A 15,456-nucleotide genomic window follows, 5' to 3' on the forward strand; every position below is an offset into this window, starting at 1 on the left:
GCCTGATCCACCCTCAGTTGCTCCAACTCCAAATAGAGCCGATTGGCCTCCAGTTCTTCCTCCAGAGTCACCCAATTTTTCGTCGAACTCTCCAAGACATAGCGGATCAGCTTAGAAAACTTGATCAGGTATTCACTCGCCTGCTTGGGTTCTTGAGATTGGATAAAATGATGGATGGAGTTGAGGCAATTGAAAATAAAATGGGGATTGATCTGAGCCCGCAAGGCCTTTAGTTCAACTTCTGCTTTGCTCAAGCGAAGTTCCGTTTCTTGCTTTTTTACATCAGCCTCCCGGCGGGACCGATAAATCACGAAGATGATAAAGGCAAAAGCCAAAACTACCGGTACAAGACCAATTAAAAGAGCCAACCCAATATCCACTGAAGACTGATCAGAGGATAAATCTTCACTCTCGGCAAGCTGGTCCTGAAGGGCGAGCAAAAAAGCAAAAAGCATGAAAAAAGGAATTATTAGTAAAACTCACCTAAGATATTGAATTCTAGGTAAGTCAACTCTTTTTTTCTTAAAAAATTTATACTTTATCTAAAAATATTTGGTAAGCTTTTCTTCTTAAATATTCAACCAATAATTAAGCTTCAGCACCAAACTTCGCTGCTTGGAGGCAAAGGTATCCGGGAAATAATTATCAGTGTAAACCAAGAAAAAGTCCGAAACCGGTGCAAATCGCCATTGCAATCGGGTATTGATATTGATATTTTGAATCTGATTGTTGTATTGGATGAAAGTTGTCCAGAAGAGCGACTTGGTAAAGGTCAAATCAATCCGCGGTCCCACAAGTAGCAAATCTGCGTCATTTTGTGGCTCAGGGAGACGGATCCGATTATAACTGAAGTTCATCCCGATATTAGCCGTATAGCCAATTCTCCAGGCAAGTTCACTTCGTAAAGTGGCTATATCTCCGGTAAAATACTCTCCCGCTTCACCTTCTAATCTAAAGTTAAATGCCTGTCGAGGATTGGAGCGAAATTCGAAACCAAATCGATCAGTAGTATAATCCGTTCCAGCAGCCAATCGCTCCCCTCCTGTACGAGTTGGGTCAAAGTCATCAAACAAATAGATATAGCTGCTCGTATAGCCGACTGCAAACTGTGCCAATGACTGAAAACGAACTTCATACTGAAGACCAATATCCCGGTCTGTGGTGCCTAGAGTTTCATTCCATCGGAGCTCATACTCCAGTTGAGGTCCATGACTGTTGATGAAATTGGATTTGGGGAAAAACCGATAGCCCAAGTCCGGGTTAAAGCGCTTGTAATCCACACGAGGCACGAAACCAACTTCAGGATTATAGCCAGCTCCAATGTCCAGGTAACTAATACTCCAGCGCCAGTGCAGGTCACTGTACAATACATAAGCATTAAGCGTTCGGGGAGCTTCTTTCTCGGTGCTTTCAAAAGTTCGATGGTAAAGTGCTTTTCCCGTCCAGCGATTATCCTCTGAAGCCAAATTATACTCCACCCCAAGCATGCGATTGTATTCATTCGGGTTGAAAATACTTTGATACTCATCCAAGGCTAAAGACTCCCGATCAACGAAAATAAAACCAACATTGGATCTAGAGAAAACCTTCTTTTGAACTGCCAAAACACTAAAATTCTTTCCTGCTATACCTCGATCCTCGTCGGTAGCGGTTTGCATATTCATCAGTCCTACTCGCCAGTCATCTGTGACTTTTCCAGAAAGTCTGGCACCGTAGATGATCTTATTCTGCACATTTTGACCCGTTGCGCTATCACGGTCTACCCCGATTCGACGAGAGAAAAAGGGTCTTGCCAGTGGATGACCAAAACTTGCAAAAAGATCACCGTTTTCAAGAAAGAACTGTCTTCGCTCGGGAAAAAAGATCTCAAAACGATCCAAATTGGTGACTTGCTGATCTACCTCCACCTGAGAGAAATCCGGATTGAATGTTAAGTCCAAATTCAAGGCAGGCCCAATTCCGACTTTGGCATCCCCTCCAAATGCAGGAGTAAAGGACTCGGAAGTTCCTTCCAGGAAATTTTGAGACGTTCGGCCTGCGATGTACGGAATCACAGAAATATTGGCTGAGTTTTTGCGTAGCGGCTCTTCAAAAATCAAGGTCCTGCTGAATGCTGTCGAAATGATGGAGAAATTTCGAGGAATAGGTGCCCAAGTGCTTCGCTCCCCATTATGACTATCGATTCGATAGAAATTGACATTCCAATTTTGAGCACCATCCTTGTACCGCAGCGTAGAAAGAGGAATGACGGCCTCTACCTGCCAATGATTTTCATGAATAGTTGCACGGGCATACCATTTATTATCCCAAGCCAAATTTAGATCCTCAGATCGGGAACCTCCATTAGCTAAAAGTGCCTCTCGCTGTACTCCATAGGGGTTGATGCCAAACTGAAAGGCATTGGTCTTATCGTTGAAGGTATCGAAAACGAAACTGATTCCATCATTCTGCTCCCCTCGATAATCTCGACGGAGAGAAGTAGATACATACTCGCGCGGGCCGGTATTTTCCATGACAGCCGCGAGGTAAAGGTTGTCATCATCAAAGGCGATTTTTACCCGACTTTGCGCAACAGCTGCTGAAGTGTCGTAGGGAAAATATTGAGTGAAGTTATCATTCCATCCTTCCTCTCCCCAAATCTCCTCATCCAGAATGCCGTCTAGCACAATAGGTTCTTTAAGCTTAAAAGCAAAAGCATTTACTGATTGCGCAAGGCTTTCCAATTGGGTACACAGGAAAAGCAGCTTTGCGAGGAGCAAGGTGGTGATGGAAACTCTCATAGCCTAGTTGATTTTACAAAACTAAGCCTACTCCCCGCATGGAATTATACAATTTTATGAATGGTCTATTTATCTGACCGGGGAGTGCCAAAGGCTGTTAGAATCAGGTTCCTAGAACTAGCATTCCTCCTAAATTCACAGAGATATATTCCTTGCCAAATTCCAAGATTAAGTTTTCCACCGCTGATGGGTATTTGCAGGCTAGAATCAAAAAAACTGGCTTTGATGTGCGCAGGCATATCATCCGGCCCTTCATAAGTGTGGATAAAGCGTGGATAAGATTCCGGAATCAATTCATTTACAAAGGTTTGGAAGTCTTTTCTTACGGTCGGATCAGCATTTTCATTGATTGTCAGTGCGGCGGAAGTATGCTGGATGAAAACCTGTAAAAAGCCGATCTGAATTTGAGCAATTTCGGGAAGAGCTGCTTCAATAAGATCAGTAATTAAATGATATCCTTGTGAATACTTTGGAAGGCAAAGGGATTTTTGAAAAAACTGGTTCATCTCTACAAAATAGCAAAAGGCTGTCTTAAAAAAGAAAACAGCCTTGAGATTGAATAGGATTATGATGATTCTTATCGCCTTTCAAAATATAAATTTGGCCCGTCACAAGCGCCCCAAGATCCCTTGATAGTGTTGGAGTCTACAAAGGAAAATGGTTCATAGTCTTGTCCACAATAATGAATCAAGCCAAACCCATCTCTTTCTCGATCTTCTAAATAGGTTTCTTGATCGTACCTGAAAACCAAATATTCTGGATTATTGTCTGCGTCAGCGACGGTTTCATAGTTACCATGCAATTCAAATTCCCCGATAAATTTAGTAAAAGTCCCGTTTTCGTTCAATTCATAATAATAAAGGGAATCCGCTATTGGATTGATCACCGGATTGGCCTCCCAAGAGGATGAAATCCCGGAAAAAACCCACTTTTGAGGGAATTCTGCCAACGTAGGATTTTCATCCTCCTTACAAGCGCCTAAAAAAACAATTACCAGAAAATACAGTGAAAAACGTCTCATTTTTTACTCTTTTATTTAATTATGGATACGGATATTTTATTCAAAACGCTACAAAGCGATTAGATTAATCCAACCTGATTGGAAAGTGTCCCTATCCCATCGATGCTGATTTCAACCCGGTCGCCCTTTTGCAAGGTGAAATTATCCGGCACTATCCCCGTTCCCGTCATCAGAAAGCATCCATTTGGAAAAGTATTAGCTCTAAATAACCAATCCGCCAATTCCTTTGGTTTACGTTTTAATTGTGTCAAATCAGTTTTCCCTTCAAAAACCAACTTTCCTGCCCTAAAAATCTCCAGTTTTATTTCCGTTTTTACTTCTATTTCATCTTGGATAAGAATACAAGGACCAATCGAAGCACATCGTTGGTATACTTTTGCCTGTGGCAAATAGAGTGGGTTTTCGCCTTCTATACTTCGGCTACTCATATCATTACCGATGGTAAAACCCTGAATTTTCCCAGTTGATGACAGCAAAAGTGTTAACTCCGGTTCTGGAACATCCCAAGTAGAATCCTTTCGAATCATGACTTGGCCTCCAGGCGCTGAAACCCGGGATGCAGTAGCTTTGAAAAACAATTCGGGTCGATCCGCCTCATACACTTTGTCATAAAAATCCGCACCACCAGCATCTTGCGACTCTTCCATTCTGGCTGTTCTGCTTCGATAGTAGGTTACACCAGCAGCCCAGACTTCTTGACTGCCCATTGGAGCCTCAACTTGATCCTTAATCAGTTCTTCCGCATCTGATGCGTTAAGATTTTCCCAAGATTTTCGGGATTCTGACAAATAGTCTTTCAAATTGTCTTGCGCCAATAAAGCATCCCAGTCGAGCTGTGGTCCAAGGAAAAACTGCTTATCAATTTCGAGAAGCGTTCCTTGTTGCAGTTTATATAGTTTCATCTGTTTATAATTTGTCTTTGAGAGGTCAGGTAGCCGGTACTTGCCGGTTGACTGGCTCGATCTTATAATTAATAGGTTTGATTAGATAGCTAAGAATAATAATCCAAGAAGGGCAGGAAGACTTTGAATCCAAAATATCTTTTTACTGACGGTAATTGCTCCAACGATTCCTGCTATCACCACGCAAGCAAAAAAGAAAACTTGAAGCATGGCTTCAAACTCTAAGTTACCCACAAAAAGAGACCAGATAAGACCCGCCGAGAGAAAAGCATTGTAGACTCCTTGATTAGCTGCCAATGACTTGGTCTGCTCAAAATATGCCCGCTTGCCACCAAATGTCTTTCTTCCAAAGGAGGTCCAAGCAAAAGTTTCCATCCAAAAGAAAAACAAATGCTGCATGGCAACTAGAATGGCAAGTACTTTTAAAACAATTTCCATGATGGAATTTAGGGAATTCTGAACCATCTTGGAATTCCAATAAGAAAAATGCCCCAACTTTAAGCTTTCAAATCAAAATGAGCTTATCCAAAATACACCCTGCCTTTAAGTCCCAAATGCTTGAAGAATTAGGAACTGTTGACTATCAACTGTTCGAAGAGTCATTGGAGCAGGAGTCAATTAGTAGTATACGATTAAATAGAGAAAAATTATTATCCTCTCCATTTGCTTCCAAGTCCATTCCCTGGAGCCAGGAGGGTTTTTGGCTAGAAAAAAGACCTCAATTTACCTTAGACCCACTTTTTCATGCAGGAGGCTACTATGTGCAGGAGGCTTCCTCTATGTTTATCCAACATATTTTGGAAAGCTTATCCATACCAAAAGGTCTTTATTTGGATCTAGCGGCAGCTCCAGGAGGTAAATCCACACTTCTGAGCAGCTACTTGGGAAATGAAGGTGTCCTGCTTGCCAATGAAGTAATCCAAAGCCGAACGCAGATCCTCAAAGAAAACCTCATCAAATGGGGGTTGGGTAACAGCATCGTTACGAATAATGACCCTGCTCATTTTGAGAGTTTGGAAGGGCTGTTCGATTTAGTTCTAATTGACGCCCCCTGCTCAGGAGAGGGAATGTTTCGAAAGGATCCAACTGCCAGAAAAGAATGGAGTCCAGACCATGTGAAGCTTTGCTCCTCACGACAACAAAGAATCTTGGACCAGGCTGGAGCCTTGGTCCAAGGTGGAGGATATTTGCTTTATAGCACCTGTACCTTCAATAAGGAAGAAAATGAAGAAATGATCCGCTTTTTGACTTCTGAATTCGCCTATGAGCCAGTTCGGGTTTCATTAGAACCGAGCTGGAATATTGAAGAGTCAACTTTATCAACTGAAGAAGGTGATTTTTATGGCTATAGATTTTATCCACATCGGGTTCAGGGAGAAGGCTTTTTTGTCTCTGTTTTGAAAAGACCTGAGGATGCATATTCCAATGAACCGAAAAAACCAAAAGATTTCAAACATCCTTTTTTGAAGGAAATTGCTGAACGGGAATCTAATCAGCTAGCGGAAGAACTTGGCTTTGAGAACAAGACCTTTTATCAGCTAAATGACTCTTTCTTTTGCTTTCCAGAAATTTGGAAAACTCATTTCGATTACATTTCCCAAAATCTGAACATCCGATACTTTGGAACAGAAATAGGGAAGAAGCAAGGTAAAAACTGGATTCCATCTCATGATTGGGCCGTTTCGATTTTACCAAAACCAAGTTATCCACATTTGGAGCTTACAAAAGAGCAGGCTTTGAATTTCTTCAGAAAAAAAGATCTTGAGCTAAAATATGAATCAGAAGGTTGGATTATGCTGACTTATCAACAACTTCCCTTGGGCTGGATCAAAAACCTTGGAAACCGAATCAATAATTACTACCCGAAAGACTGGCGAATCCGGAACCTTTGAGGTAGTTGTCAAATACTTTTTCCAAAAAGTCTAAGGTCAAAAGGAAAATCATAATGGTCAACTATTTTGACTAATGAAAAATCCTGATTCGAAGGATTAATTAAATAATTATAATCTCCCGGAACCACTGCAGAAGGCACTTTAAGCACACAGCTTCTCTGGTTTTGAACAAATTGATCACCAATAAATTGTGTGCTATCAATATGAGGGAAACTGTTCCAGTGAGCAGGTAAATCTTCCAAAGAAATAGAGTCAACGCCTACTTCGTCAGGGATGTCAATTTCTACCATCACATAGTCCTTGGGTAAAATCGATAGGGAAAGATGAACAGCCACTTCCGCCATGGCCAAGGCTCGACTATCCGCACAGTAGATTAGTTCAGTTCCCTTAGAGTTCCAGCGGTTTCCAGTAAGTGCTGCACCTTTGCCGGACAGCACTATACCAAACTTCTTCCGCATAAGCCGAAAAACTCGCATCAGACAAAAATGCCTTGGTCTATTCTGTGAAGCTCATGTAATACTAACTCTTTCCCGTAAGAATTTTTGAGGAGCTCTAAGGGTTTTCGATTACCGAGAGAATGGCTGCTGGTGTAGAGCCAAGACTCAAAATCAGCAGTAGAATCAAAAACCTCCAAACCTAAATAAACAACCTCAAGAAGCTCTATTATTTTTTCGGAGTGAATAGATCGAAAAACGTAATCCGATTCCTTTTTATAACGCTGAAGCGACTTTAGGGAGATATCTAGAAAATCTGACCACTCTTGATCAGAGAATGGCGCTAAGTCCTTGATGGACAGGAAAAGCGAGGTCGGAATCCCCATTCGAATCATATCAACTACAAGCATTCTGTTCGAAAAAAAGCCACTCAAAGGGATACCACGCATCGAAGGATAGCGGGAATATCCAGGAACACTAGTCATATACGTAGCCATCTCCTCAGCTACTATCCCTAACTTTTGTTGATCTGAATTGCTCATCTTTTAGAAATTTGTCTTTAATTTAACGACATTTTTCCAAAATTGATTCGATTCTAAGATATTTTTTGTGGATATCCAATAATTTAAATAATCCGATTCTTCACTGCTTTCTGTACGGCTTCCATTTTATTATGGACTTGGAGTTTATTGTAAATATTTTCAATATGTTTTCGAACTGTCTTGGGAGAAATAAATAGATTTTCACCTATTTGATTGTAGCTGAGGCCTTTAGCTGTTTGTTCTAAAATTTCTATTTCCCGTTTGGTAAGCGATATATCTTCTTTTGGCTTATCAAAATTCGGTGGATTTCTTAGAAGCTTAAGCGTTTTCAAAGCTATACTCGGTGTCATCGCAGCTCCTCCCTCCAAAGTATCCAAAATACCTTGATGCAGATCGGGTGGACTAACCTCTTTCAAAAAATATCCATGTGCACCGGCCTGAATTGCTCGGAAAATATGCTCGTCATTATCAAAAACAGTGAGCATGATGGTTTTGATCTGTGGATATCGCTTGCTCACTTCCTCCACTGCCTTAATGCCATCCATTTTAGGCATTTCAATGTCCATCAGGATTAATTCCACATTGGAATCTTCCTCCAGCTTTTCTAAAAGATCCAATCCGTTCGTGGCATGGAACTTCACTTCAAGATCCGGGAAAAATGCAAGCTTCTCCAAAATTGCTTTTAGCAAAAAAGAATTGTCCTCAGCAATGCCCAATTTGATTTTCATCTCTTCGTTTTTTTAATACCCCAGTTAGGTGCGTTCCTCTTAATTAATCTAAGAGTTACAGCAAAATTCTTGAGCGTCTTGAGTAATGTGGATAATCAAAAATTTGCTCTAAACGATTCTCGTATTTCTTTTCCAAACTAAGCAAGGCCTCTCTTTGTAAAAAACTCTTTGATACATTAGTTTACTCAACACTAATTCTAAATATAAAAAAATGACCTTGTGCGACAAATCACTCAAGGACATGGACTTAAAATTTTTTTTGGCGACTAGCCGTAAATCTCATCTAAAATCTGAGCAAGCCTGACACTTGCTGCAATCATTCGCTCCTCGGCGATATGATAATTTTGATACATATATAAATAGCTAAGTCTGCGATCTTCGGGCAAATCATATACAGCAGGCCGAAGACTGACCGCTTCCTTGAGCCAATCCTCCATAGTAGCCTCACGATAACTATCTTGCAGTTCAGGGGTAATTCTTCTAAAAAGTTCATCTCCAATTTCAGAGTAACTCATCCCCTGACGTTCAATCATTCCACTGTCCCAAAGCGCATGTAGATTGGTTGGCCTTCCGAAAAACTCGATCTTCACGTCATTTCCTCCACGGTCTTCCCCAGTACCTACATGTAGTGGCTGATGAATATCTTCCACCATGTGGATCAACATTTTAAGCTTTTCTGACTCTTCTTTTGGGCTAAATCCCCCAGCAATCAATTCGGCCTTCAAGCGCTGAATTGCCTCAAAAGCATCTCCGGTACTTTCTTGAATTTCTGGATTGTATTCACCTTCCTTACTTGTCAGGTAGTGCCAAGTCGTAGCATAATCATAGTTTCTATCCGAACGAATTTCATCCATCCAGGTACCACTTCGCCCCAAAGACATGGGGTAAAGCACCTTTTCAACTTTTTTGAGGGTGGACTTTTTCATCTGTCGCTCAGCCATATAGCCGATCAAATAGTGTCCTAATTGCCCCCAGGCAAATGCCTGAGAAGTCGCTAGCATCATAAGGCCTGCTAGAAACAGAGTTTTATAAACCTTCATGTCTTTAAATTAAAGCTTGAAATTACGGTAGAGAATAGAATAATTAATTAAGCTAGGATTAAGCTTTTTCGAGTTCTGATACGGCTAGCCAAGCCATTAGCCCTGCACCTATTTCCAAGGCATCCTCTTCGATATCAAAAGTCGGGGTATGAACTCCCGAAACAATTCCTTTAGCCTCATTCCGAGTGCCTAGGCGGTAAAAGCAGCCATCGATCTCCTGTGAATAGTAAGCAAAATCTTCCGCCGCCATCCAAATATCCAAGTCAACGACATTTTCCTCACCCAAATACTCTTTTGCAGCATCAGTGGCTCGCGCGGTGAGCTCGGGGTCATTTTGTAGAAAGGGATAGCCTTTTCGGATTTCAAAATCTAGCTCTCCGCCCATACTTTCTACTAAGCCATGTGCCAATTGAAGCATCTTTTTGTGAGCTGCTGCCCTCCATTCCTCATTCAGAGTTCGGAAAGTACCTTGAATTTTCACTTCATTCGGAATCACATTGGTAGCTCCAAGTGCTTCTACTCTTCCAAAAGACAGCACAGAAGGTACTTTGGGACTTGAAGCCCGACTGATCACCTGCTGCATGGCCACAATCAAATGAGAAGCAATCAGGACAGGATCAATTAAGGTCTCTGGCATGGCTCCGTGCCCTCCCTTGCCTTTCACGGTCAGGTAAAGTTCATCTGCACTTGCCATATAAATGCCTTGGCGAAAACCCACTTTTCCCGCAGGAATAAATGGCATCACATGTTGACCGATGATTCCAGCTGGCTTGGGGTTTTCTAAAGCCCCATCTTTAATCATAAAAGAGGCACCACCTGGAGCAACTTCTTCCCCTGGCTGAAAAAGTAATTTTATTGTTCCTTCAAACTGATCTCGAACCTGATGCAAAATTTTGGCTGCTCCCAGCAAAGATGCAGTATGTGCATCATGACCACAAGCATGCATAACTCCCTCTTTTTGAGACTTATAAGAGACCTCATTAGCCTCCACGATTGGCAGAGCATCCATATCGGCTCGTAGCGCTATAACCTTCTTGGTAGGGTTTTTCCCTTCGATCAATGCCGTCCAACCGGTAGTTGCTTTCGATTCGATTTTATGAATGCCAATTTCTTCAAGTTTTTGCTTTACAAAATTAGCTGTCTCAAACTCTTGGTAACTCAGTTCAGGATTAGCATGAAGGTGTCTCCTGTTAGAAATCACTTCCTCTTTCAGTTCCTGAGCTAGGTTTTTAATTTTCTCCTTCAGCATTATTGGTTTGACTTGGTAGGGTAAAATCTTTTCGTTGAATACGGTCTCTAACTATACGAGCTGTCGGAAATACAGATTTAATATCATACAAAAGCTTGAGAGCTTCAATCTTATGACCATATCGCCCCACTTTCACCAAATATCGGGGCTGCTCATATTGAATCTCAGGATTGATATCTGGCATCGCTTCGGTCAATTCTTCCTGCGTTTTGAAAGCAAGGTCCCGATCAAGACCAGAATAAATCAAAATCCTGTATCCATTAAAATATGGCTCAGAGGTATTTCTCTCATATTTCTGACGTGCAAGCTCTTTAAGCTGTTCGTCAATAGCCTGAGGTGACTCCGGAGCAGGTAGTGCCGGGAGTTGAGCCATTTCGGATTTGTAATCTGGATATTGGGGCAGTGTAGCACTTAAGTCTTCGCTGTAGTTCTCGAAATCACTCGGTGAAGTCGTCAGATTCGAACCGGACTTACAGGCACCTGCCACTACTATCAATACAATTACCCAGAGTTTCCGCATGGCTTAATTATCTATGATTACACACTTACCTTCTTGGATATCCTGCTCTACACTCTTGAACTTCACATCTTTCTTGGTAGAACCGTCATTGTATTGAACAGTAATCCGGTCGTTTCTTCCGTAAGTTTTCTCTGACTTTCTCGGAGCAACCACCTGTGGGGCAGGTCTTCCTGCCGTGGCGGCTGCAGCAGCTGCACGATTAGCTCCCGGGTTCAAAGTACTTCCTGCTTCAGCTTTCGAAGCTTGCACTGCAGGTTCAGGAGCACGTTGCGCTTGTGCTTGCTGGACTTGAGCAGGATCTTGCTTCGGAAGCTCCGCACGGGTCAAGAATGAAATCATATCTTCATTCAGCTTACCGATGAAACGCTTAAACATCTCAAAAGCCTCAAACTTATAGATCAAAAGCGGATCTTTTTGCTCGTAAACGGCATTCTGAACGGATTGCTTCAAGTCATCCATGTCACGAAGGTGCTCCTTCCAGTTTTGATCGATAATCGCCAAAGTCACATTTTTCTCCAAGGAACGAATAAGGTCCTGTCCTTCTGAAGCAAGCATTTTCTCCAAATTCGCTACTACGCCAATTTGCTTGATGCCATCAGAGATCGGAACCATGATGTCTTTGACAGTAGCTCCTCGTTCTTCATGTACTCGACGAAGTACAGGAAGCGCCGCTTGAATGATACGCTGATTTTTCTCTTGATAATTCTTGAATGCCGCTTCATAGAGTTCTTGTGTCAGCACGGCAGCATCTTTTGACTTCAGATCACTCTCAGAGATTTGATAATCCAAACCTAGGGAGGTGAAGATATTCATGCGGAGGTTTTCGGCATCATCAGTGGATTTTGCCACATCGATGATGCTTTCGGCCACATCATACATGATATTCAGAATATCCAACTCTAGACGCTCACCTTTCAAAGCATTTCGACGGCGCTTATACACCACCTCACGTTGTGAGTTCATCACATCATCATACTCCAAAAGTCGCTTTCGTGTACCAAAGTTATTCTCCTCTACCTTTCGCTGAGCACGTTCGATAGACTTGGTAATCATGCTATGCTGAATCACTTCTCCCTCCTCTAGACCCATTCGGTCCATGAGTTTGGCGATTCGGTCTGATCCAAAAAGTCGCATCAGTGAATCCTCCAAGGAAACAAAGAACTGGGAAGAGCCCACATCTCCCTGACGTCCTGATCGACCTCTCAACTGACGGTCCACACGTCTAGACTCGTGGCGCTCGGTACCTATAATGGCCAAACCTCCCGCCTGACGTGATTCTGGAGTCAACTTGATATCTGTTCCTCGACCCGCCATGTTGGTGGCGATGGTCACAGTGCCAGGCTTACCCGCCTCAGCGACGACATCTGCTTCTTTCGCATGCTGCTTGGCATTCAAGACCTGATGAGGAATTTTTTTCAAAGTCAGCATTCGACTGAGCACCTCGGATATTTCTACCGAAGTCGTACCCACCAATACTGGGCGACCTTGCTTGACGAGTTCATTGATTTCTTCACCTACCGCATTGAATTTCTCTCGAACAGTCTTGTAAACCTTATCCTGACGGTCATCTCGCTGAATGGGCTTATTGGTAGGAATCACCACCACATCCAATTTATAAATCTCCCAAAACTCGCCCGCTTCTGTCTCAGCTGTACCGGTCATACCAGCAAGCTTGTGGTACATTCGGAAGTAGTTTTGAAGTGTAATGGTCGCATAGGTCTGCGTTGCATCTTCTACTTTGACATTCTCCTTCGCCTCAATCGCTTGGTGAAGACCGTCTGAATATCGTCGGCCCTCCATCACACGACCAGTTTGCTCATCGACGATTTTCACCTTTCCGTCGACGATAATGTATTCAGTATCACGCTCAAACATACAGTAAGCCTTCAAAAGCTGATTGACTGTATGAATTCGCTGTGCTTTCACACCATAGTCTTTAATGACCTCTTCTTTTCGAACGAGTTTCTCTTTCTCATCCAGACTTTCGTCTTTTTCCAGCTCTGCAATAACCACCCCGATATCCGGCATAATGAAGAAGTCGGCGTCTTCATTTTTAGTAGTCATCGTTTCGATACCACGGTCAGTCAGATCGACTACATTGCTTTTTTCATCAATTGTAAAAAGTAGTGGCTCATCCGCCTCAGGCATATTTCTCTTGTTGTCCTGCAGATAAAAGTTTTCGGTTTTCTGCAAAATCACACGAATTCCCGGCTCAGAAAGGTATTTGATCAAGGGCTTGTATTTAGGCATTCCTCGATAGGCTCTGAAAAGCGCCAAACCACCTTCTTTTTCATTTCCTTCGGCAATTTGCTTTTTGGCAGTAGTCAAGAAGCCCTGAACCAACTTACGCTGCTCATCCACCAAAGTAGAAACCCGAGGTTTCATCTGATCAAATTCATGCACATCTCCTCTTGGAACTGGACCTGAGATAATCAGCGGTGTTCTCGCATCATCAATTAATACGGAGTCAACCTCATCGACCATGGCAAAGTGATGCTTACCCTGCACCAAATCACCTGCTTCCCGAGCCATATTGTCCCGCAAGTAATCAAAGCCAAACTCATTATTCGTACCGTACACGATGTCGCATTGGTAAGCTTTTTTCCTTCCAAAAGAATTGGGCTGATACTTATCGATACAATCCACAGAAAGACCATGGAATTCAAAAAGCGGAGCGTTCCATTCTGAGTCACGCTTGGCTAGGTAATCATTGACTGTGACGATGTGTACACCTCGTCCAGCTAGTGCATTTAGGTATGCGGGAAGGGTAGAAACGAGGGTTTTACCTTCGCCAGTTGCCATCTCGGCAATTTTTCCCTGATGCAAAACCATCCCACCAATGAGCTGTACATCGTAGTGAACCATGTCCCACACGACCTCATTACCTGCGGCCAGCCATTTATTATGCCAAATGGCCGTATCGCCTTCGATCTCCACATTGGGTTTGGAGGCAGCGAGTTCTTTGTCTCGGATAGTGGCTTCGACCACCAGCTTTCCATTTTCTTTAAATCTTCGTGCAGTTTCCTTCACTACTGCGAAAGCTTCGGGCATCACCTGGTCAAGGATCTCCTCCAGAGCTACATCCCGATTCTTCTCAATTTCCTCGATTTGGGTAAAAAGCTGGTCTTTTTGATGAATAGCATCAGCAGGAAGACCTTCGATTTCTGATCGAAGCTTTTCGATTCTATCGTCAAAATCCTTCAAGTGGGCATCCACTTTAGATCTGATTTCACCAGTCTTTGCCCGGAGTTCCTGATCACTCAATCCACTCAATGCTGCGAATGCCTGATTGATCTCTTTGACTCTAGGAAGTAACTCTTTAATATCTCGATCGGACTTGGTGCCGAATACTTTTGCTATACCTTTTGCTATAATATCTAACATCTCTATCTGTCTTGTGCTAAATGCGGCCTAAAATTAAGCCCTTTTTATTAGAATTGATAATTGACTTTGGGAAGGGTTGATCATGGGTTTAAGTGATCTATAGTTTAATTTCTCCACTAAAAACCCGCTCTGCAGGACCGATTAACCAAATGTTTTGGTACCCACCTCCGGGGGCTTTCTCAAATCGTACGGCCAATTCCCCTCCTAGGGTTTGAATCTGAATGGTAGCCGCCTCTCGATCTGCAGCAAAAGCCAAGGCAGCTGCAGTCACTCCTGTACCACAAGAGAGGGTTTCATTCTCTACCCCACGCTCATAAGTACGCACGAAAATTCGTTCCTCGGACTGTTTCTGGATAAAGTTTACATTCGTGCCGGCAGGCTGGTATTGCTCCGAGTATCGAACTTCTTTCCCTTGCTCGAAAACAGGATAAGAATCAATCTCCTCCACCATCCGAATGTGATGAGGCGAACCTGTATTCACAAAAAAATCTCCTTCCAAAACATCAATGGATGAGACATCTCCCATTTTTAGCTCCACAATGGAATCCGAAAGTAGCGCCTCGTGTGGCCCGTCAATAGCCAAGAACTTGGTTTTTTCAGATACTATCCCCAACTGTCCGGCAAAGGCTACTGCACAGCGCGCCCCATTGCCACACATACTTTGACTACCATCAGAATTGAAATAAACCATTTCAAAGTCATAGTCCTTGTGGTTTCGGATGGCAATCAATCCATCTGCACCAATTCCAAACTTGCGATTGCACAGGCGTTTCACCCAAGAAATGTCACTCAGATCTAAAACTTCATCCCGATCATCGATCATGACAAAGTCGTTTCCTGTCCCTTGATATTTATAGAAAGAAATATTCATAGAAATTCTAAAGTAAATTCCTGATTCAAAAACTTCTCCATAGCCTGTTCAGCTTAAAAACTTTAACATCTTGTCACTGTTTCAGACTATATG

15 protein-coding genes are annotated in these 15,456 nt (G+C 42.6%); 1 reads left to right on the forward strand and 14 read right to left on the reverse strand.

The window, feature by feature from the left end; all coding sequences use genetic code 11:
- The 6 genes from OU792_RS13705 to OU792_RS13730 form a co-directional block, all read right to left on the reverse strand.
- Positions 1-455: histidine kinase (locus tag OU792_RS13705; protein ID WP_274670471.1), on the reverse strand; the 455-nt coding region annotated here is incomplete at its 3' end.
- A 114-nt stretch (positions 456-569) separates the two neighbouring features.
- Entirely contained in the window at positions 570-2,780 is a 2,211-nt protein-coding gene (locus tag OU792_RS13710; protein WP_274670472.1) for a DUF5916 domain-containing protein, read from the reverse strand.
- Positions 2,781-2,845: 65 nt separating this feature from the next.
- Complete coding sequence (locus OU792_RS13715; RefSeq protein ID WP_134200081.1) at positions 2,846-3,286, reverse strand: secondary thiamine-phosphate synthase enzyme YjbQ; 441 nt, start codon at positions 3,284-3,286, stop codon at positions 2,846-2,848.
- Between the two features lie 71 nt (positions 3,287-3,357).
- Positions 3,358-3,801 carry a hypothetical protein gene (locus tag OU792_RS13720; protein ID WP_274670473.1) on the reverse strand — a complete coding sequence of 148 codons (444 nt, stop codon included), beginning with the start codon at positions 3,799-3,801 and terminating at the stop codon, positions 3,358-3,360.
- Positions 3,802-3,860: 59 nt separating this feature from the next.
- Positions 3,861-4,703 (reverse strand): fumarylacetoacetate hydrolase family protein, encoded by an 843-nt coding sequence (locus tag OU792_RS13725; protein ID WP_274670474.1) that lies wholly within the window; start codon positions 4,701-4,703, stop codon positions 3,861-3,863.
- Between the two features lie 81 nt (positions 4,704-4,784).
- Positions 4,785-5,141 carry a DUF1304 domain-containing protein gene (locus OU792_RS13730; protein ID WP_274670475.1) on the reverse strand — a complete coding sequence of 119 codons (357 nt, stop codon included), beginning with the start codon at positions 5,139-5,141 and terminating at the stop codon, positions 4,785-4,787.
- 77 nt (positions 5,142-5,218) lie between these two features.
- Here OU792_RS13730 and OU792_RS13735 point away from each other — a divergent pair, with 77 nt between their 5' ends.
- Positions 5,219-6,595 carry a methyltransferase RsmF C-terminal domain-like protein gene (locus tag OU792_RS13735; protein WP_274670476.1) on the forward strand — a complete coding sequence of 459 codons (1,377 nt, stop codon included), beginning with the start codon at positions 5,219-5,221 and terminating at the stop codon, positions 6,593-6,595.
- Between the two features lie 8 nt (positions 6,596-6,603).
- On the opposite strand, the gene OU792_RS13740 is transcribed toward OU792_RS13735, so the two are convergent.
- From OU792_RS13740 to dapF, 8 genes are all read right to left on the reverse strand, one after another.
- Positions 6,604-7,053: an RES family NAD+ phosphorylase gene (locus OU792_RS13740; protein WP_274670477.1), complete on the reverse strand. Its 450-nt coding sequence runs from the start codon at positions 7,051-7,053 to the stop codon at positions 6,604-6,606.
- 17 nt (positions 7,054-7,070) lie between these two features.
- Positions 7,071-7,571 carry a type II RES/Xre toxin-antitoxin system antitoxin gene (gene parS / locus OU792_RS13745; protein WP_026946134.1) on the reverse strand — a complete coding sequence of 167 codons (501 nt, stop codon included), beginning with the start codon at positions 7,569-7,571 and terminating at the stop codon, positions 7,071-7,073.
- A gap of 83 nt (positions 7,572-7,654) precedes the next feature.
- A complete protein-coding gene (locus OU792_RS13750) occupies positions 7,655-8,299 on the reverse strand; it encodes a response regulator transcription factor (protein WP_134200091.1) in 645 nt (214 codons plus the stop codon).
- Between the two features lie 266 nt (positions 8,300-8,565).
- On the reverse strand, positions 8,566-9,339 hold the full coding sequence (locus OU792_RS13755; RefSeq protein ID WP_274670478.1) for a S1/P1 nuclease: 774 nt from the start codon (positions 9,337-9,339) through the stop codon (positions 8,566-8,568).
- Positions 9,340-9,397: 58 nt separating this feature from the next.
- Complete coding sequence (locus tag OU792_RS13760; protein ID WP_134200093.1) at positions 9,398-10,588, reverse strand: M20 metallopeptidase family protein; 1,191 nt, start codon at positions 10,586-10,588, stop codon at positions 9,398-9,400.
- Positions 10,569-11,108 (reverse strand): hypothetical protein, encoded by a 540-nt coding sequence (locus tag OU792_RS13765; RefSeq protein WP_274670479.1) that lies wholly within the window; start codon positions 11,106-11,108, stop codon positions 10,569-10,571. The genes OU792_RS13760 and OU792_RS13765 overlap by 20 nt, the downstream gene beginning before the upstream one ends.
- 3 nt (positions 11,109-11,111) lie before the next feature.
- Complete coding sequence (secA, locus tag OU792_RS13770; protein WP_274670480.1) at positions 11,112-14,492, reverse strand: preprotein translocase subunit SecA; 3,381 nt, start codon at positions 14,490-14,492, stop codon at positions 11,112-11,114.
- A gap of 97 nt (positions 14,493-14,589) precedes the next feature.
- Positions 14,590-15,363 (reverse strand): diaminopimelate epimerase, encoded by a 774-nt coding sequence (gene dapF / locus OU792_RS13775; RefSeq protein WP_134200099.1) that lies wholly within the window; start codon positions 15,361-15,363, stop codon positions 14,590-14,592.
- Positions 15,364-15,456 lie beyond the last annotated feature (93 nt).

The organism is Algoriphagus sp. NF, from assembly GCF_028823735.1.
GTDB lineage: Bacteria > Bacteroidota > Bacteroidia > Cytophagales > Cyclobacteriaceae > Algoriphagus > Algoriphagus marincola.

Coding starts and splice junctions, on each gene's coding strand:
- OU792_RS13710 (WP_274670472.1), bottom strand. CDS start 2,780: ATGAGAGTTTCCATCACCACCTTGCTCCTCGCAAAGCTGCTTTTCCTG.
- OU792_RS13715 (WP_134200081.1), bottom strand. CDS start 3,286: ATGAACCAGTTTTTTCAAAAATCCCTTTGCCTTCCAAAGTATTCACAA.
- OU792_RS13720 (WP_274670473.1), bottom strand. CDS start 3,801: ATGAGACGTTTTTCACTGTATTTTCTGGTAATTGTTTTTTTAGGCGCT.
- OU792_RS13725 (WP_274670474.1), bottom strand. CDS start 4,703: ATGAAACTATATAAACTGCAACAAGGAACGCTTCTCGAAATTGATAAG.
- OU792_RS13730 (WP_274670475.1), bottom strand. CDS start 5,141: ATGGAAATTGTTTTAAAAGTACTTGCCATTCTAGTTGCCATGCAGCAT.
- OU792_RS13735 (WP_274670476.1), top strand. CDS start 5,219: ATGAGCTTATCCAAAATACACCCTGCCTTTAAGTCCCAAATGCTTGAA.
- OU792_RS13740 (WP_274670477.1), bottom strand. CDS start 7,053: ATGCGGAAGAAGTTTGGTATAGTGCTGTCCGGCAAAGGTGCAGCACTT.
- parS (WP_026946134.1), bottom strand. CDS start 7,571: ATGAGCAATTCAGATCAACAAAAGTTAGGGATAGTAGCTGAGGAGATG.
- OU792_RS13750 (WP_134200091.1), bottom strand. CDS start 8,299: ATGAAAATCAAATTGGGCATTGCTGAGGACAATTCTTTTTTGCTAAAA.
- OU792_RS13755 (WP_274670478.1), bottom strand. CDS start 9,339: ATGAAGGTTTATAAAACTCTGTTTCTAGCAGGCCTTATGATGCTAGCG.
- OU792_RS13760 (WP_134200093.1), bottom strand. CDS start 10,588: ATGCTGAAGGAGAAAATTAAAAACCTAGCTCAGGAACTGAAAGAGGAA.
- OU792_RS13765 (WP_274670479.1), bottom strand. CDS start 11,108: ATGCGGAAACTCTGGGTAATTGTATTGATAGTAGTGGCAGGTGCCTGT.
- secA (WP_274670480.1), bottom strand. CDS start 14,492: ATGTTAGATATTATAGCAAAAGGTATAGCAAAAGTATTCGGCACCAAG.
- dapF (WP_134200099.1), bottom strand. CDS start 15,363: ATGAATATTTCTTTCTATAAATATCAAGGGACAGGAAACGACTTTGTC.